The sequence below is a fragment of the Nocardiopsis ganjiahuensis DSM 45031 genome (assembly GCF_000341085.1).
GTDB classification, from domain to species: domain Bacteria; phylum Actinomycetota; class Actinomycetes; order Streptosporangiales; family Streptosporangiaceae; genus Nocardiopsis; species Nocardiopsis ganjiahuensis.
The window spans coordinates 391,046-409,084 of the sequence record NZ_ANBA01000009.1 but is presented as its reverse complement, the minus strand read 5'-3'; the positions used below and the strand labels follow the sequence as shown (position 1 = coordinate 409,084).

Sequence of the window (18,039 nt, the reverse complement as noted above, 5' to 3'; positions counted from 1 at the left end):
CGCGGCGCGGGCTCGCCTGCCGATCCGCGAGTGCGGCGCGGGCGGTGTCCGGGGTCCGGTGTCCGGGGTCCGCGCACCACACCCTAACGGCTGGGCGCGGGCCGCGGGAGTGGCGTCCGTCTCGCCGCGCGGGCGCGTCCGCTCCGGCTCGGAGGAGGGCGCGGCGGAGCCGGGAGAGGACGTTTCGGAGCGGCGCTCACGCGCCCGTTCCGGTGTTCGGCGGGCGCGGTGCGCCCTGGGGCGGCGGGTTGAGCGCGTCGGCGAAGGACTCGTCCAGCGTCGGCTGAGCGCGCTCGGAGTCCGAGTCGGAACCGGAGTCCCCGGCGTCCCCGTCCGGACGCGGTGCCGCTTCGGGCACCTCCGCCCCGTCGAGCCGGGTACGCAGTCCGGACAGCTCCCGGTGGAGCGCCCGCAGGCCGTCCTCCCGCTCGCGCAGGCGGGCGAGGTCGTTCGTGAGGGCCCCGGTCCGCGAGGTGAGACCGTCCAGGCGCGTCTCCAGAGCGCTCCTGAGCCCGTCCAGCCCGGTCAGGGTGTTCCGGGCCCCCTCCAGCGAGGTCCGCAGGTCGGCGCGCGGGTCCAGGAACGGCGCGTACTCGGCGGTGATCCGGGCGGCCTCCGCGTGGAGTCCGCGCAGGTGGGCGAGGGAACCGTCCACCAGCTCGCGGACACGGCCGGTGCTCCGGACCACCTCGGCCAGCGCCGTCTCGGTGGCGCTCCGCTCACCGGAGACCCGTCGTCCGTGCTCGGAGACCGGGGCGCCGAGCGCCTCCGTCTCCTCCAACAGGGCGTCGCGCCGCTCCTCCATCCGCGCGACCTCGGCCGCGCTCCGGTGGGGAAGGGAGGCGAAGGCGGCCAGGTCGCGCTCCAGGGCCGCGACCCGCCCGCCCAGCTCGGCGGCCTGTTCGGGGGAGGCCGGGCCAGGTGCCGGCGGGGGCACCCGGGAGGCGGCGGCACGGGCCTCCAACAGCCGGGTGGCCGTGTCCAGGGAGTCGGAGGCCTCGTCGAAGGCCCCGCGGCCCCGCTCGCCCTCGCCCCGCAGGTCGGAGATGACGTCGGCGACCAGGGGACCGCCCAGGCGGAGGAGTTCGGAGGACAGCTCGTGCTGCACGCGCGCCCGCTCCTCGAACCGGGGCAGCTCCCGGCGGGCCACCGCGTCGGCGTCGGCGAGGACCTGGTCGATCCCCGGCCGGGCCGTGTGGTTGCGCGCGGCGAGGTCCCGGCCCCCGTCGTGGAGCGCGGTCAGCTCGCTCCCCAACCGCTCGACCTCGCCCCGGACCGCGGCGTGTTCGGGGTCCCGGACGTCCTCGGCCAGCGGTCGGTGCCGCGCCTGCGTGTTCAGGGTCTCCGTGCGCATCCGGCTGACGCGGTCGCCCGCGGCCTCCACCAGCGCGCGGGCGCGCCCCATGCGCTCGACGACCCGGTCCAGCCCCACGCGGGTGGCGCGGGCCAGCTCCTCCGCCAGCGCGCCGTGCGTCTCGGCTCCGGCGTGCAGTGTGCGGGCCTCCTCCAACAGGGCGTCGCGCCGTGCGTCGAGGGCGGTGACGTCCTCGTCGTTCTGGTCGTCGCTCGAGGCCAGCCGGGCCAGGTCGCGCTGGAAGGCCGTGGTCCTGGACCGCAGGTCCGCGACCCCGGCCGGGGTCGGCGCGGGGGAGCCGGGCGGGGCGTCGGCCAGGCCCGGACGCGCGGTCAGCAGACCGTCCGCGTCCCTGATCAGGGACGCCGCCCTGTCGACGTCCGAGCGTGCCAGCCCTTCCCGTCGGCGCAGATCGGCGACGGTCTCGCTGAGCCCTTCGGTTCTTCTGCGCAGGTCGGAGCCGGGGTCGGCCGGGTCACCGGTACGGGGGTCGAGCTCGGTGGCGACGGCATCGCGCAGGCTGGTCCCGGACGGGGCCGGGGCGTCGGAGCCCGCGGGTGCGGGAGCGTCGTCGGCGGTGGTGGCCCGGAAGTCCCCGCGCGCGGTGTTGAGGGTGTCCACCCAGGTGCGGGTGCTGTCCTCGTACTGCCGCAGGCTCCGCCGGTACCTGTCCTCCTGCTCGCGGTAGGCGTCCCGGGATTCCTGCAAGCGGTCCGCCGCCCAGTCCGAGGTCTGCGAGGACCCGTCCCGGGCCTCCCGCTCCGGGCGGCCGGTCCGGTCCTCCAGCGCGCGCCGGTGGACCTCGTGGGCGCGCAGGTAGTCCCGGACGGGCTCCTCCAGGCGCCCGCGTTCGCGGCCGTAGGCCTGCTCGTCGTCGCCCATCGTCTCCGCCGCGTCGTGGACCCGTTCGGCCTCGGCGTCCAGGCGTGCGGCCCGCTCGGGGGTGACCAGGCCCAGGCGGAGGGCGTCGGACCGGGAGACCCAGGCGCCCACGGTGCTCCGGGTGTGGCCGGCGTGGACGCCGCCCCCCTCGGAGGACGCGCTGACGACCCAGGCGGTGTCGAACTCGACGAGGTAGGCGGGGCCCAGGCGCTGGGTCTGGCGGGTCGGCGGACCGGAGGTGGCGGATCCGCGCCCGTCCGCGGCGGTGGCCGTGTTCGTGCCCAGAGGGGCGTTGACGGCGCTGTTCAGGACCCCGGCGTGGTTCTCGTAGACGTCCTTGTCGGCGGTCAGGCCCGCGGGGCGCAGGGACGGGTCCACGGCGGTTCCCCGCGCCTGGTCGGAGGACTCCGTGAGCGACCGCTTCTCTTCGGTGGTGGTGCTGAGGCGGGAGCCGGCGACCACGTCGAGGATCCGGGCGCCGGACAGGTCGGGCAGGGCGGTCAGGCGCCAACCGGTGGAGCCCAGGTCCATCAGGGCCACGCCGTCCTCGTGGCCGAGGGTGCGGGAGAACAGGGCCTTGAGGGCCACGGACTCCAGGCCGCTGTCGATCGGGGAGTGGCGGCGGTCCAGGTGCAGGCGCTGGGCGGTGAAGTCCCGGGCCTGCCTGAACCCTTCGTCCGTGTACCCGCCGGTCCCGGTGAGGTCGGCGGTTCCGGGCCGCCAGCCGAGGGACCTGGCGAGGACGACGGCCGCGGTGTCGCGGACGCCGCGACCGCCGTCCCCCACGGCGGCGGGCATCATGACCACTCCCTCGGGCAGGCGGGTGGCCTGCCCGCCGGTGAACAGGGTCCGGGCCCGGTCCGCCAGGGCCTGGGACGGGCTCCGGCCCGCCGCCGGTGCGTCGTCGACCGTCGTCGCCGGCCGCCGGTTCCCGGGGTCCGTCGCGGCCGTGGTGCTCGCGGCCCCCGCCCGCCCGTTCCCCGGCTCCGGGCCGGACCCGGAGACCGGGGGGCCCAGCTCGCCGTGAGGCCCCGGGCCCGTGCCGGCGCCGTCGGTGCGCGGGGAGAAGTCCAGGTAGGAGTAGGGATAGAGGGTGTGGATCGGCCCCGATGACTCCTGGGCCCCGATCTCCAGGCCGCGGGGGCCGCGCAGGGTCAGCACGAGGTCGCTGTCCTGTTCGACCTTGGCGTAGGGGCCGTTCATCTCCAGCTGCACGGTGTGGGTGCGCTCCTCGCCTCCTCCCCGGGTGGTCGTGTCCGAGGCGGAGGCGCCGCCCGAGACGGCCGGAGAGACGAACAGCGGGCGGCTGTCCGGCTCCGACCCGGGCGGGTTGTCGTCACCGTCGAAGGGGGTCGGCTGCAGCAGGACCCCTTCGCCGCCCACCGTGTTGCCGGTGCCGCTGGAGCGGCTGCTCCCGGTGGCTGCCGTCCAGGTGTGGGACTCGATGACGGCGTCGCTGGAAGCCAGGTACTCGACCTTGCGCGCCGTGGTGCGCAGCTCGACGTGCACCAGCGCGTCCTGAGAGCGGTGCCCCGAACGGGGTTCGCCGGACGAGGAGGTGCGCCGCACGCGCACGGCGACCGGTTCGCTCGTACCTGAGGCGTTGCCCAACCGGGTGGTGAGCGCCTCGAACAGGCGCTCACGGCTGCCGGCGGTCAGCTCGTGCCCCCGGGCACGGAGCTGTTCGACCAGTGACTCGAGCGCAGCGGTGGGGTCCGCGGGCCGTACGCGCTTGCCGGAGTCCTCGAACCCGGGCCGGATCCGGACGTCGGTGATGTCCGCCGGGTTGTCCTGGGCCGAGAGCTCGACGCGACCGTCCTCGTGCTCCACCACCCGGTCCTGGACGATGCCCGCCTCCTGGGCGTCGCGCGCCGGGATGTACCCCGAGACGAGGTCGTGGACCCGCGCCGTCCACCCGCGGAAACGCCTCTCCCAGGAACCGGGCCGGGTCAGCCCGCGCCTGTGCGCCAGTTCCACGGCCTGGGTCGCCCGGCCCGCCAGCCGGAAGGCGTACCCCAGAGCCGCCTTGGGGACGATGGTCGTGGAGGAGACGAAGGAGGCGCCGGCGGACGTGCCCCGCCCGGAGCGGAAGAAGTTCCAGGTGTCGTTGGCACCCGCGACCGGGGTCGGCCCCACTGCGTCCTTCGGCGGGACGGCCGTGGCCGGGTCCTTCTGGGCCGCCTCGTCCACGATCCGGTTGCCGGTGCCGCCCACCGTGCCGCCCACGCGGGCACCGGCGCTCCAGGTGACCGAGTCCGTGGCACCGATCTCGACACCGGTCTCGCCGTGCGCGATCACCTGCATCTCGACCTGCTGGAACTCCGCGATCCGGTCCGGTTCGACGCGCGTGGCCGTGGTGGCCCGCAGGTCCCCCGGCGAGCGCACCCCTCCGCTCATCTCCGGGCGGCCGCGCCGACCGCTGGGCGCGGTGGTGGAGGGGTCGTCGGCCATGCCGACGGGGGAGAGCAGCTCCTGGAAGTAGGTGCGGCCGCCGGTGGTGTTGAGGTAGTTGCGCAGCTTGCGCTCGAACCCCTGGAACAGGCCGCGCCGGAAACCCGAGAACAACTCGAAGGTGCGGCTCGTCGGGCCGATGCCGATCCGTTCGACGAAGCCGCCGGCCCGGACGAGGTCCTCGGCGCGGCGGCGTTCGCGCGCCTGCTCGGCGGACTCGCCGTCGCGGCCCCGCGAGGCGTCCCCGGCGGGCGCCGAGGCGAAGGGGCCCTCGATCAGGGAGCGCGCCTGCTCGGCGGACAGCTCCTCGTGCCCGGGGTCGGGGTCCCGGGGCGCCGACGGTGCGCTCTCGGTCAGGACCCGCGGCGTGATCACCGAGTACTCGGCCCGGATAGGCCCGGTGAACAGGTCCTTGCTCTGATCCGTCCCGCGGGCCTGGGCGGAGCCCTCGTAGTCGCTCAACCGGGCGGTGAACCCGACCGGGCCCCGCCAGACGTCGGAACCGCCGGGGAAGAGGATCGTCTCGTCCGAGGTGTGGGCGACACCGCGCGAGGTGCCCGAGGAACGGGCCCGGGAACCGCTCAGCGCGGCGCTCACGCCACCCATCCGGTGACCCATGCCGCGGGCGTCGGCCTCCTTGGACCGCAGCAGGCCGGCCCCGGCGGTCAGGTTGAGCGTGTGCGAGGACCCCTTGCCCCGTGCGGCGCCGCTCCTGGCCTCGCCGCCCAGGCGCACACCGGTCTCGGTGGGCGTGCGGCCGTCGAAGGTCAGCCCGCCGAAGCGCGCGTGGACGTGGACGGTGACGTTGTCGGGGCGCAGGACCTCCGCGCCCTTGGCCGCCAGCGAGGGGTCGACGACCGCGTTCTCGGTGAGGTGGATCATCAGGCCCTGGTCCGAGGTGAGTTCCGCGTCGCGCGCGTGCAGAGCGTCGGGGGTGAGGGCGTCCAGGACGCGCAGGGTGTTCTCGCGCGCCACGAGGTAGTTGCGCCGCAGGCCGTAGGTCTCCCGCCACATCCGCTCCCCGGGCGGGACGCCCTCGCGGGCCGGGCGCAGCGCGTAGTCGGCCCGGCTGCGGGCCAGGTCGGGGATGACCATGCCCGGGTGCTCGCGGGCGACGGAGTCCAGCACCTCCTGCTGGAGGCGCTCGTACACCGTGGGCTCCTCGGACCGGGGCCGGTCCTCGGAACCGCTGCCCTCCGTCTCGGCGTCCGCGGACCGTTCGGGCCGGTCGAAGCCGAGGACGGTCGCGCCGCTGAGGTCCGTGACGGTGTCCCCGCGCAGATGGGCCAGGGGAGGCCGGTGGTGCTCGCCGGAGTCGCGTCGGCGCGGGCCCGCGCCGGAGGCGTCGTTCAGCGACTCCGCGTCGTGCCGGGAGACGATCTCGACGGTCTCGCCGGTGAAGGCGTGCGGTGTCGGCTCCCCCTCCAGGTGGACGAAGAGGTCGCGTTCGACGCGGTAGGCGAGGAAGTCCTCGGTGCCGGCGATGTCACGCGCGAGCGTGCGGCGGGAACCGGTCCGGGAGAAGCTGTGCGTCTCGGCGTCCAGGGTGCGCGAGTGGACGTACTCCAGGGTGGGGACGTCGATGCGGGTCATCCCGCCGCCGGGGAGCGAGAGCTCGATGTTCACACCGGCGCCCACGGAGAAGCCGATGGTCCTGCTGCGGCTCCCGGAGGAGTTCACGGCGTGCTCGGAGCCGTCGTGCCGGGTCAGCTCGCCCAGGTGCGGGGCGTGGCCGAGCGCGCGGTACTCGTTGGCCGACGAAGCCAGGCGCATCATGCGGAACGAGCCGTCGCCGTTGGCCACCTTGAGCGTGAGGGGGCCCCGGGACAGGTGCGGCAGGTACTCCTGGAGGGAGTCGTTGTCGAACAGGGCCCGGAGCGTGCGGTGCAGGTCCCGCGCCGCCCTGCCCTCGGAACCCGGGGTGGTGGCACTGTCTGCTCCCTTCGGAACGAGGCGGTCGGCGAGCCAGGAACCCAGGTCGGTGTGGGTCGGCGGCGCGTCGGCCGGCCCGCCCTGCGGGACGATCCGTTCGATCTTGACGGGCAGTCCGCCGTGCAGGGTCCGGGGGTTCCGGCGGGGTGAGCGGTGGTCGGCTCCGGTCGGGCCGTCGTCCGGAACCGCCGCACCGGCGGGCCGTCGGGTGAGGCTGATGTGGTCAGGGGTGTCCTCGGGGCGTTTCTGGGCTTTGCCGGACAGGATCAGGGCCATGCCGTCGCGCACCACGGCCGGGTGCGGGCCCCGGGTCACCGGGCCGACGGGCGGGGTCACGCCGAGGTCCATGCGCAGGTCCGCGGTGTAGACCTCGGCCGCGGCGCTGTTGTCCATGGCCTGGACCGCGGTGGACCGCGTGGAGCCACCGCTCGTGGAGCCGCGCAGCCGGGTACCGCCGCTGGCGCCCACGGTGAAGCTGGGCCCCACCGGCTGGTCCGCGAAGGTGGGACCGAAGTAGAGCGGGTTGGCGGTGAACTTGACACTCAGACCCCGGCGGGCGCCGCGCGTGACGGTGTCGCCGGAGCCGACCGTGCGGGTGCGTTCCTGGCCGCTGATGACGGTGGCGTCGGTTCCCTCCCCTGTTCTGATGTTCACGTGCCGGTAGACGGGCGGCTCGTCGGCCGAGGGGCGGTCGGCCGCCAGCCTGACCCGGACCCTCCAGGTGTCGTCCCCCGTTCCGACGGTGATCTCGTGGCCGTCCCCGGTGAAGAAGGGAGCCATGCCCCGCTCGACCGCGGTGCGTTCGACCTCGGCCAGGACCTGATCGCGCAGGTGCCGGGGCATGCGCGGTCCCATCTCGCGCAGGGACCGCTCGATCGCGTTCGGGACCCCGTCGGTGCGCAGGCGGTCCGGGCCCACCAGACGGGAGCCGACCAGGTAGTCGAGGTCGTGGGCCTCGCCGTCCCGGTCCACCGGGAGCGAGCCGTTCCACACGTGCGGCGTGTTCGGGTCTCCGCCGTCCGCGGTGTCGGCTCCGTCGCTCGCGGCATCGGAATCCGTGCCGGCGGTGCCGTCCTCGGGAGCGCCGGGACGGTCCTCGCGCCCTGTCCCGGGGGGAGCGCTCTCGGGGCTGGGTCCTCCCTCGGGCGAACGCTCTCCGGGGCCCCGGCGCGGACCGGGGTCCTCGCCTGTCGCGGTCACCTCACCCGTGGGCAGGGCCCGTCCGTCGGGTCCCAGGGGGCCCAGGGGGACGTCGGCCATGAACACCTGGATGTCGGTGGGCGCGGGCGGGGGCAGCACGGAGCCGGGGTTCAGCAACCACTTGAGGTCACCGACCACGGCCGGGTCGGGTGAGGGCGGACCGGGCACCTTGGTCCGGAGGGCGTCGAGCAGTTCGGTGAAGGGGTAGGGCGGCGGTGAGGGCTGCGCGTCGTACGCCGGCGGCGGGGCCTCGTCCGTTTCCCCGGTGTCCTCGGCACGCTCGGCGCCGTCGCCGGAGGCCCGGTCCGCCACCGCGCCCCGCTCGTCACCGGACCCGGGCCGGGGAGCGCCGCCGTCGGCGCCGTCTCTCCCAGGGGAGACCGGTTCGGGGGCGTCGTCGGTGGTGGCGGGCCCGCCCTCGGGGGCCGACCGCTCTCCGGGAACGTCCTCCCGGTCGGTGCCGTCCCGGTCCCCGGATCCTTCGGGCCGTGTGTCGTTCCCGGGCGGCGGCACCTCCGCGGGTTCGGTGCGCGCGATCGGGAGGTCGTCGATACGGCTCTGGGTGGCCGGCGGCTCGTTCCGCGTCGGCGAGGTGTTCCCGCCGGGCTCCGGGGCGCCCTCCCCGGTCGGCGGGGCGGCGTCCCGCTCGTCCGGCTCTCCGGTCCGCGCGGAACCGGGCCGTGACGGGTCGGCGTCCGGCGGGACCGGCCGGCCGTCCCTGTCGAACCTGCCCACGGGGGCGTCGGCGGCGGGGACCTGCGCGGTGGCGGGCAGGGGCGGGGGCAGAAGGGAGTACGGGGGCGGCGCCCACGCGAGGTCACCGGCCACCGGGGGCGACGGAGCCGGCGCTTGGGCCTCCTCGGCCCCGGGGGCGCCGGGCAGTTCGCTGTGCGGGTAGGTCGGCGGAGAGGGACGGGCGTCCTCGTGGGAGGGCGGCGCCTGTCCGGGCTCCGTGCCGTCGAACAGGCTCCCGTCGCCGACGGGCGCCGGGTCCGCGTTCTCGCCGAACGAGTCGTCGCGGCCGGGCTCCGGGCGGCCCGGTTCGGCGCTCCGGCCGTCCGGGCCGGGGGGCGCGGGCGCGTCCGGATGCCCGCCTCCCGGGTTGAGATGGGTGCCGAAGGAATAGGCAGGGGGAGGGGCGGCCGCGACGGGAGACTCCTGGGGACCGTCCCGGCGCACCGCGTCCGCGTCATCGCTGCCGGAGCCCTCGGGCGGCGGTGCGGGGGCGGTGTCCCCCGTGGTGGTGCCCTCCGTGGGGTTCTCCGTGATGGTGCTCCCCGTGGCGGTGCCCTCCGCGGGGCTCTCCGTGGTGGGGTTCTCCGTGGGGTTCTCAACCGGGACGTCGGACCCGGTGCGCTCGGGTGAGCGGTCGCCCTCCGTGCCCGGGGCCCGTACGTCCTGCTCCTGGTGGTCGCCGCCGGACCGAGGAGGGAGGGCCCCTCCGCCGGTGCGGTCGGCGGTGCCGGTTCCGGGCGCGGTGTCCTCGTCCCGGGCGGGAAGGAGTGCGGGGCCGTCGTCCCGCTCCCGGTGCGCGCCACGGGCGCCGTCCTCACCGCCGGAGGGCGTCGCGGTGTCGTCCGCCGACGGTCCGTCGGCGAACTCCGGGACGCGCGCGGGACCGCCCGTGTCGGGCGGTGCGACCGGGGCGTCCGGCCCGCGGGACGGACTGACGCGGACGTCCTCGTCGTCCGCCCGGGTGTCCTCCGCCCGGCTGCCGTCCGACCCCGTCGCCGCACCGGACCCGCTGTCGGAGTCCGGGTCGTCGGGCCCCTTCGCCGGTCCGGTCCCGTCCTCGCGTCCGGATCCCACGACGAGGGCCGCTCCGTCCCACCCGGTGCCGGACCCCTCGGGCCGTCCGGTGTCCACGCCTTCGGGGGAGCGCTGCGGGGGCGTGTCCCGGGGCCGTTCGGAGGCCTCCGGTGAGGGCTCGGGGCGTGTCTCCCCTTCGTCCGGGGGCGGGACCACCGGAGGGGGCGGGGCGGACGGACCGCTCACGGCGTCGATACCAGTGAGGGCCCCGTCGGTGGACACCTGCTGGACGGTGTTCATGCTCGCACCGGACGTGGCGGAGTACACCGAGGCGCTGAAGCCCTGGCCCATGGCCGCGTTGCCCAGCCCTTCGCCCAGGTAGCCCTCGGTCGCGCCCGAGGCCGCTCCGGCACCGAGCCGGGTGAGGTAGGTGCCCTTGCTCCCGAAGTGCTGGTGAACCGGAGCGAGTACGTCACCGGGAACCCGTGCCAGGTGGTCACGGACGGGCGGGGGCAGACTGTCGCCGAGGGTCCGCGACAGCTGGGCCCCCATGTCCGGCGAGTTCCACGTGCGCACCAGCGTCTCGGCGTAGTCGGAGCCGAGACGGCGCGCCTGGTCCCGTCCCAGGGAGTGCCCGAAGTTGCGCTCGAACACGCCCGCCACGTCCTCCCGGAACCGGGCGCGGTTCGCGGCGTTGTTCCAGGCCGTCGCCCCGGGCGGGGCGTTCGAGCCGAACGGGACCGCCATCTCGTCCCGGTGCCGGGCGAACACGTCGGCGAGGTCCCGGTTGAGGCCGTTTCCGCCGGTTCCGGTACCCGGCACCGGCGACGGCGGCCCGTCGGGGGAGGGCACGGGGTCGGGCCGCCCCGTCCCCGAGGGGGAGGGGACGAGGTCGTCGATCTCGCGCAGGGGCCCGGGCGGGGGCACCGGGTCGGGCACCCCCTTGCCCACCGGTGGCACGGGCACGGGGTCGGGCAGGCCCCGCAGGAGGTCGATGCGGTTGGTGATGAGTGTGGCGATCTGTCGGTCGAACGCCGCGCCCAGCGCCCCTGACAGGCCGGCGGAGACCAGCCCCTCGACCACGGCGCCGACGTGGGCGCCCTTGGTGAGGTCGTGGTCCCAGGTGTCGCGCGTGCCGTTGGCGATCTGGATGCGCTGGATCACGCTGTCCATGCTCGCGAAGAGCTGGCTGATGATCTGGTGCCCGGGCACCGTGATGAGGAACCAGGCCAGGATCCGCTGCATGGCCAGACTGCGGATCATCTTGAAGATCGGGATGTACTTCAGCGTCGCGCCGAAGGTGAACTTGGCGGAGGCCACGGCCCAGGCGATCTCCACGAGGAGCTGGACGAACTGCACGATCACCATCGCCGACATGTACTCGGCGTTGGCGGCGCCCTTGCGCAGCTCCACCGACAGGGACTGCGAGATGGTCGCGGCCGAACCCAGGTAGTCGTTCTCGCCCCGGGTGAACTGGTTGAGTGACCGGTCGTAGAACTCCGATGTCTGACCGCCGAAGTTCCGGCGGACCCGGCCGCGCACGGTGTTCATCAAACCGGTGAGGTCCTCGCGCAGCTTCACCGAGAGCCCGTCGTAGACCTCGGCCGCCGCGCGCATGGCCTGAGGGTTCGCGGTTGGCACTTCGATGCCGGTCAGGACCTGGATGGCCTTGCGGCTGGAATCGGACATGTTGGGGTCCAGAGGCACGCGCGAACCCCTTTCCCCTCGACCCGTCCGCGGAGAGCGGTCACGTTAGCACTGCGAACCGCTCATGTGGAAGTGGTGGTGGTTCGCCTTCTGCTTGTGTGGGTGTGTCACGTAACCGTTGGTTTTGGTCCGAACGAAGCGTCGGGGTGGCGGGAGGTGGGTGGTCGCACCCTGCTCTCCCAGAGGTGGGTCCCTGCCCTCCCGTGGGCGGGCTCCGGCCCTGTCGGAGGCGCGCGCCACCCCGTTGCCTCGGGGATGCCGCTTGCGCCGGGCCGGTGCTCACCGCTGCTCGCGGGGGAGTCTTCACGAACCGCACCTCCGTGGGAGCGCGCTTGGTTTCGTGTGGTCAGGTGTGGTTTTTGTGTGTGCCCGCCACCAGCGCCGAAGTTTCGGACGGGCTGTACGCCCAGTGTTAGGGGTTTATTTCTCTCTTCGGGGGTTGTTGTGCACTGTGTGCTGTCAGTATTCTCAAGCCGAGAGAGCACAAACACACGCAAAACCACATCAGTTGGTGTCGGCCTTCGTTCCCCCATGGACCCGTCTCGGCGTCTCGCCGTCGCGACGTCCGTTCCCCCGCACCCCCGTCCCGCCCGGACGGAGCACATCGAAGGGAAACAGCCGCGATGAGATCCGGCTCGACCCGTCTGGCGTTCGCTGTCTGCTTCCTGCTCGCGGCCACCGCCGGCTGCGCCACCCCCGCCACCGACCCCGGTGCCGAGGGCACAGCCGCGGACACCGAACCGCGCCCCACCCCGACCGTGTCCGGTGACGAGGGCGCCGCCCTGGCCGCCTACACCGGCATGTGGGACGCCGTGGTGGCGGCTTCGCACGGCGACGAGGACGCTTCGCGCACCCTCGACGACCACGCGGTCGGCGGCGCACGCGAACTCATGCGGACCGCGCTGGAGGAGGCGGCCCCGGGCGGCGCGGCCGACGGCGAACCCGTCCTCGACCCCACCGTCAGCGTCGAGAGCCCCGAGCTCGCGGTCGTCGACGACTGCGTCGACGACTCCGCCTGGCGGGTCGGCGGGGCCGGGGAGACGGCCGGCCCCCGCCGGGTGGACGCCACGCTCATCCACGACGGGCTCGCCTGGCGCGTGTCCGAACTGCGTATCTGGGAGGCCGGATCATGTTGAGACCCCTGACCCCCGCGGCTTCGGCGGTCGCCGCGGCTCTGGTGTTCACCACCGTGGGCGCCGCACCGGCGGCGCACGCCGACGAGAGCTCCTTCCTCGGCAGCGTCGAGTGCGGGTCCTCCGGCGGCAACGGCTGCCAGATCCTGCTCCGCTGGCTCCTGGAACAAGGAGGCGTACCGGGCAGACCCGGAGGAGGTGGCTCCGGCGGAACGGGCGGTACCGGCGGGGCCGGCGGCACCGGCTCGGGCGAGTACGACGACGTCGACTGGGACGCGATCGACTGGAACGCGATCGACTGGAACGACATCGGTATCGACTGGGAGAACGACTTCGACTGGGACGCCATCTTCGCCGAGGCGGCCGAGGGCGAAGAGGGCACCGACCCCCTCAGGTCCCTCCAGGAGACCATGGCCTCCTTCGAGCTGCCCGAGCCGCAGATCGCCACCTCCCCGGGCACCGACTCCCTCGTCCTGGTCAACACCCCCCTGTGGCTGTGGGTCGAGCCCGAGACCTGGGACGCCGAGTCCGTCTCCGCCCAGCTGGGCTCCGCGTCCCTCACCGTCACGGCGGCCCCCGTGCGCACGGCCTGGAGCATGGGCGACGGAACCACCGTCGAGTGCGAGGGCCCCGGCACGCCGTTCGACCCGGCGGCGCACGATGCCGCCTCGGCCTCCCCGGACTGCGGGCACGTCTACACGGCGGCCTCCGACACGGCGTCCGAGGGCACCCGGACCGTCACCGTCCGCGTCCTCTGGGACACCGAGTGGAGCTTCTCCGACGGCGGCAACGGGACCCTGGACCAGCTCACCAGTACCTCCGAGGTCGACCTCACCGTCCGTGAGTCGCACGGACTCGTCACGGACACCCACTAACACCGAGAAGAACTGAGACAGACGTGGTGGAGACGACGACGGCCCCGCCCCCCGGGGCGGGGCGCCAGAAGCAGCAGCCCCCAGCCGTGCGGCTCGCCGGCGGGGGAGCCAGGCGCTGGCGCTGGCTGGTCCTGGCCCTGACACTGACGACGGCGGGCGCGCTCAGCGGGGTCATCGCCCTGGAACGCCTCGACGAGCGGACCGGTGTCGTGGTCGCCGACAGCGACCTGCCCGCGGGCCACGTCCTCGACGTTTCCGACCTGCGCGTATCCGCGATGACCGTTTCCTCCGACGTCTCCTTCGTGGCCGCCGAGCGCCTGGAGGAGATCGTCGGGCAGACCCTCACCATTCCCGTGGTCGAGGGAGGACTCGTTCCCGAGACCGTGCTCGGCGCCGACGCCGAGTTCCCCGAGGCCGATCGCGCGATGGTCGGCGCCACTCTCCAACCCGGACGCTTCCCCGCGTCCCTGGGCGCGGGCGCCGCCGTATCGGTGGTGGTCAGCGCGGACGAGGACGCCGAAGGCGGCCCCCAGGCCTACGCGGCACTGGTCCGCAGCCTCACCCCCGACCCCGGGGTCGAGGGCGCGGTCACCGTCGAGCTGCTGCTCGCGTCCGCGGACGCCGCGCGTGTCGCCGCTGCCGCCTCCGCGGGGCAGATCAGCCTCGTCCAGGTCCACCCGCGCGGAGGAGCGTGATGACCCGCACGGTCGCCGTCTTCTCCCTGGGCGGGGCCCCGGGAGTGACCAGCGTGGGCATGGCCCTGGCCGCTGTCTGGCCGGGGGAGTCGCCCGGCCTGCTCGTCGAGGCCGACCCCGCCGGAGGGGCGGTCGCCGTCTGGCGCCGCGTCCCCACGGAACCCGGCCTGACCAGCCTCGCCGCGGCCACGCGCGGGGGCGGCGGCGCGGACCCCGACCAGCACACCCAGGCCCTGCCCGGCGGGCTCCTGGTCTGCCCCGCACCCGTCACCGGCGACCCCGCCGAGGGCGCGGTGCGCCTCCTGGGCCGACAGCCCCTGGAACTCGGCGCGGTCTCGGCCCCCGTGGTCGTCCTCGACCTGGGGCGCCTGACCGCGTCCTCTCCGGCCCGGGCCCTCGTTCCAGCCGCCGACCACACCGTGCTCGTGGTCTCCGAACGGCTCACCGACCTGCGGCGCGCCCGCGAGCACCTGCTCGCCCCGTCCTTTCCCACCCGCGACCTCAGGATCGTCGTCTCCGGCGGCCGGGGTGGTGTGGGGCAGATCGTGGGAGCCCTCGGAACAGCCGTATGGGGTCGCATCCCCGACGACCTCCGGTCCGCGGAGTTCCTGCGGGGCGAACGCGACCTCGCCCGGCCCCAGCGCCGTCCCCTGTTCAGGGCGGCCGGCCGGCTCGCGCGCGCACTCGCCGAATCCGTGCCCGTGCCCGCCTCCGAGCCCGAGCGGCACGCGGTACACGCGCCCCTGCCCCCGGGGGTGAGGGCATGAGCTTTCCCGACGACATCGCCGCCCGCACCGTCGAGCGCTTCCTCGACCCGGAGGCCGACCGGGTGGAGACCCAGTGGGTCGCCTACGTGTCCGCCGAGACCGCTCGGCGCATCAGCGCGGAGACGCGCGGCGAGGAGCCGGACACCCCGCAGGCGCATCGCGTCCGCGCTGAACGGATCATCGCCAACGTCCTCGACGAAGCGGCCCGGGCCGCCCTGGCCGAGGGCCGGCCCCTGCTGGACTCCGAGACCGAGTCGGCGATCGCCTCCGCCTCGCTGGCCCAGGTCACCGGGGTCGGGGCGCTCCAACCCCTGCTCGACGACCCTGAGATCGAGAACATCAACATCAACGGTGTGGACGCCTGGGTGCGGCTGGCGGACGGCAGCCGCCGCCTGCACGCCGACCTGTTCGCCGATGCCGGTGAGGTGGTCGCCCTGGTCCGCCGCCTGGCCGCCGAGTCCTCCAACGGAGAGCGCCGCTTCGACCCCGGAGCGCCCATCCTCGACCTCCAGCTCCCGGGCGGCGAGCGCCTCAACGCGGTCATGGAGGTCTCCCGCCAGCCCTCGGTGTCGATCCGCCGCCACCGGTACACCCACTCCTCGCTGCGCCGCCTGGAGAAGCTCGGCACCCTCGATCCGGCACTGGTGTCCCTCTTCCGGGCCGCCGTCGCCGCCCGCCGCAACACGGTCGTCACCGGCGGCACCGGTGCGGGCAAGACGACGCTGCTGCGCGCCCTCGCCTCGGAGATTCCGTCGTCCGAGCGCCTGGTCACCATCGAGGACGTCTTCGAACTCGGGCTGGACCGGGACCGCGACGCCCATCCGGACTGCGTCGCGCTCCAGGCCCGCCCCGCCAACATCGAGGGGGTCGGGGAGATCACCATCGCCGACCTGGTCCGCACCGCCCTGCGCATGTCGCCCGACCGCGTCATCGTGGGGGAGACCCGCGGCAGCGAGACCGTCCCCCTGCTCAACGCCATGAGCCAGGGCAACGACGGCAGCCTCACCACACTGCACGCGGCCAACTCCGCAGGCGCCTTCACCAAGCTGGGCGCCTACGCCGCCCAGTCCGCCGAACGCCTGCCGTTGGAGGCCACGGCCTCGCTGGTGGCGTCCGCGGTGCACCTGGTGGTGCACGTCTCGGCGCTGCCCACCGGTGAGCGCCGGGTCACGAGCGTGCGCGAGGTCGTGGGCGCCGAGGGGCAGAACGTGATCTCCAACGAGATCTACCGCTACTCGCCGCGCCAGGGCCGCCTGGCCGCCGCCCCGCCCAGCCCCGACACCCTCGACGCGCTCGCGGACCACGGCTTCGACCCCGTGGCCCTCCAGCCCGAGACGGCGGGGTGGGGCCGGTGAACACGCTTCTCCTGGCCACCGCCGGAGGCACCGTCGGCTTCGGTCTCTTCCTCCTGTGTGTCTGGGCCGTTCCCCTGGTGGCCCACCGCGTCCGGAGCCGTAGGGCGCTCCGGCTCCCGCGTCCGGGCAAGGTCGCCTTCGCGGCCGCCGCCGGGCTCGGGGTGTGGTTCCTCACGGGCTGGCCCGTGGCGGGGGCGCTGGTCGCGGCCGCCGTCTGGTGGGCTCCGCAGGTCCTCGGCAACGACGACGAGCACAGGGAGCAGGTCGAGGGGGTCGAGGCGGTGGCCGCCTGGACCGAGATGCTGCGCGACCTCATGGCCGGGTCCTCGGGCCTGCACCAGGCGGTCGCGGCCACCGCGCCCATCGCCCCCGAACCGCTGCGCGAGGCCGTCCAGCGGCTGGCCGACGACATGCGCGGCGGCCGCGACCCCCGGGCCGCCCTGCACGCCTTCGCCGAGACCGTCGACAACCCCACCGGCGACCTGGTCGCCTCCGCGCTGTCCATGGCCGCCACCCGGCACGCCACCGACCTGGGCGTCCTGCTCGGCGCTCTGGCCGAGTCCGCCCGTGACCAGGCCGCGATGCTGGTCAAGGTCTCGGCCAGCCGGGCGCGGTTGCGCACCTCCTCCCGGATCATCATGGGCGCCACCCTCGGGATGGCGGCGTTCCTGTTCCTGTTCAACCCCGAGTACCTCGCACCGTTCGACGGTTTTCTGGGCCAGGTCGTCCTCGCCGGCATCGGTGCCCTCTGGGCCACCGCCGTGGTCTGGATGACGCGTATGTCCCGTTTCTCCCTCGGCCCGCGCGTGCTCGCCCCCGAACCGGCCAAGGAGGCCGTCCTGTGAATCCCGTGACCGCGGCGGCCCTGGCGGGCGCAGCCCTGGGCCTGGCCCTGTGGGCGCTGGCGGCCGCACGCTGGGCCAGGCCGAGCCTGGCCGAGCGCCTGGCGGGGCCGCGCCCTCCCGCGCGGACCGCGCTGCGCTCCTCCGGGGACGGGCTGCTGTCCCGGCTCGGCCGGGTCGGCGCCCCCCTGCTGCACGCCGCCGGGCTCCCGGGGCCGCGTGCCGAACGGAACCTGCGCGTGTGTGACAGGGAACCCGGGAGCTATCTCGCGGAGAAGTTCACGAGCACGCTCACCGGTCTCCTCCTCCCGCCGCTGCTGGGCATGCTCCTGGCCTCCTTCGGATCACTGCCCGCGCCGTCCCTCTCCCTGCTGTTCTGGGCGGGGTTCGCCGTGCTCATGTGGTTCGCCCCGGACCTGTCCCTCAACGACGAGGCCACCAAGCGCCGCGAGGAGATGCGCCGGACGCTGTCGGGCTTCGCCGACCTCGTGGTGGTCTCCCTCGCCGGTGGCGCGGGCGTCAGCGGTGCCCTCACCGACGCCTCCGCGCACGGCGGCGGCTGGGCGATGGCGGCTGTCCGCGACGCCCTGCGGGAGTCCTCCCTCACGCGTGTCCCCGTCTGGCAGGCCCTGCGGGACCTGGGAGAGCGGTACGACACCCCCGAGTTCGCCGAGCTCTCCGCCAGCCTGCACCTGGCCGGTACCGACGGCGCCCGGGTACGCAGCTCCCTCTCCGCCAAGGCCAAGACCCTGCGCGTGCAGTTCCTCGCCGAGATGGAGAGCGAGGCCCAGTCCGCCACGGAGCGGATGAGCCTGCCCGTGGTCCTGCTGTTCGCCGGGTTCCTCGTCCTGCTGGGCTTCCCGGCCATGAGCCTCATCCTCTTCAGCACCTGATCCCTTACCTGGAGAAACACCGTGAAAGAGCTCTACTACCGCGTCCTCACCGCACTGACCCCGCCCAAGGAGGACGACGGCTACTCGACCGAGACGGTGATCATCATCGCGGTACTCGTCGCGGCCGCCGTCGCCGCGGGGGCCGTCATCACCGAGTTCATCGCAGAACAGGCCGGAAAGATCGGTACCGAGTAAGGAACCCCG

General features: G+C 74.6%; 9 protein-coding genes. 8 read left to right on the top strand and 1 reads right to left on the bottom strand.

The window, feature by feature from the left end:
* Nucleotides 1-196 precede the first annotated feature (196 nt).
* On the bottom strand, nucleotides 197-11,257 hold the full coding sequence (locus tag D458_RS0112910; RefSeq protein ID WP_152521126.1) for a hypothetical protein: 11,061 nt from the start codon (nucleotides 11,255-11,257) through the stop codon (nucleotides 197-199).
* A gap of 641 nt (nucleotides 11,258-11,898) precedes the next feature.
* Between D458_RS0112910 and D458_RS0112905 the strand changes: the two genes are divergently transcribed.
* From D458_RS0112905 to D458_RS36975, 8 genes are read left to right on the top strand one after another with little or no spacing between them, the layout of a single operon-like run.
* Nucleotides 11,899-12,411 carry a hypothetical protein gene (locus D458_RS0112905; protein WP_017587170.1) on the top strand — a complete coding sequence of 171 codons (513 nt, stop codon included), beginning with the start codon at nucleotides 11,899-11,901 and terminating at the stop codon, nucleotides 12,409-12,411.
* Nucleotides 12,405-13,283, top strand: a complete 879-nt coding sequence (locus D458_RS0112900; RefSeq protein WP_017587169.1) for a hypothetical protein — start codon at nucleotides 12,405-12,407, stop codon at nucleotides 13,281-13,283. The genes D458_RS0112905 and D458_RS0112900 overlap by 7 nt, the downstream gene beginning before the upstream one ends.
* Nucleotides 13,284-13,309: 26 nt before the next feature.
* Nucleotides 13,310-13,978: an SAF domain-containing protein gene (locus D458_RS0112895; RefSeq protein ID WP_239647949.1), complete on the top strand. Its 669-nt coding sequence runs from the start codon at nucleotides 13,310-13,312 to the stop codon at nucleotides 13,976-13,978.
* Nucleotides 13,978-14,745, top strand: coding sequence for a hypothetical protein (locus tag D458_RS0112890; protein WP_017587167.1), 768 nt, complete (start codon nucleotides 13,978-13,980; stop codon nucleotides 14,743-14,745). The genes D458_RS0112895 and D458_RS0112890 overlap by 1 nt, the downstream gene beginning before the upstream one ends.
* Nucleotides 14,742-16,100 (top strand): CpaF family protein, encoded by a 1,359-nt coding sequence (locus D458_RS0112885; RefSeq protein ID WP_017587166.1) that lies wholly within the window; start codon nucleotides 14,742-14,744, stop codon nucleotides 16,098-16,100. Before D458_RS0112890 ends, D458_RS0112885 begins: the two co-directional genes overlap by 4 nt.
* Nucleotides 16,088-16,945, top strand: a complete 858-nt coding sequence (locus D458_RS0112880) for a type II secretion system F family protein (RefSeq protein WP_017587165.1) — start codon at nucleotides 16,088-16,090, stop codon at nucleotides 16,943-16,945. The genes D458_RS0112885 and D458_RS0112880 overlap by 13 nt, the downstream gene beginning before the upstream one ends.
* A complete protein-coding gene (locus D458_RS33445; protein ID WP_017587164.1) occupies nucleotides 16,942-17,835 on the top strand; it encodes a type II secretion system F family protein in 894 nt (297 codons plus the stop codon). Before D458_RS0112880 ends, D458_RS33445 begins: the two co-directional genes overlap by 4 nt.
* A gap of 21 nt (nucleotides 17,836-17,856) precedes the next feature.
* A complete protein-coding gene (locus D458_RS36975; protein WP_017587163.1) occupies nucleotides 17,857-18,030 on the top strand; it encodes a hypothetical protein in 174 nt (57 codons plus the stop codon).
* Nucleotides 18,031-18,039 lie beyond the last annotated feature (9 nt).

Excerpts from the sequence above, each read along its gene's own strand:
- D458_RS0112910 (WP_152521126.1), bottom strand. The coding sequence starts at position 11,257 with ATGTCCGATTCCAGCCGCAAGGCCATCCAGGTCCTGACCGGCATCGAA.
- D458_RS0112905 (WP_017587170.1), top strand. The coding sequence starts at position 11,899 with ATGAGATCCGGCTCGACCCGTCTGGCGTTCGCTGTCTGCTTCCTGCTC.
- D458_RS0112900 (WP_017587169.1), top strand. The coding sequence starts at position 12,405 with ATGTTGAGACCCCTGACCCCCGCGGCTTCGGCGGTCGCCGCGGCTCTG.
- D458_RS0112890 (WP_017587167.1), top strand. The coding sequence starts at position 13,978 with ATGACCCGCACGGTCGCCGTCTTCTCCCTGGGCGGGGCCCCGGGAGTG.
- D458_RS0112885 (WP_017587166.1), top strand. The coding sequence starts at position 14,742 with ATGAGCTTTCCCGACGACATCGCCGCCCGCACCGTCGAGCGCTTCCTC.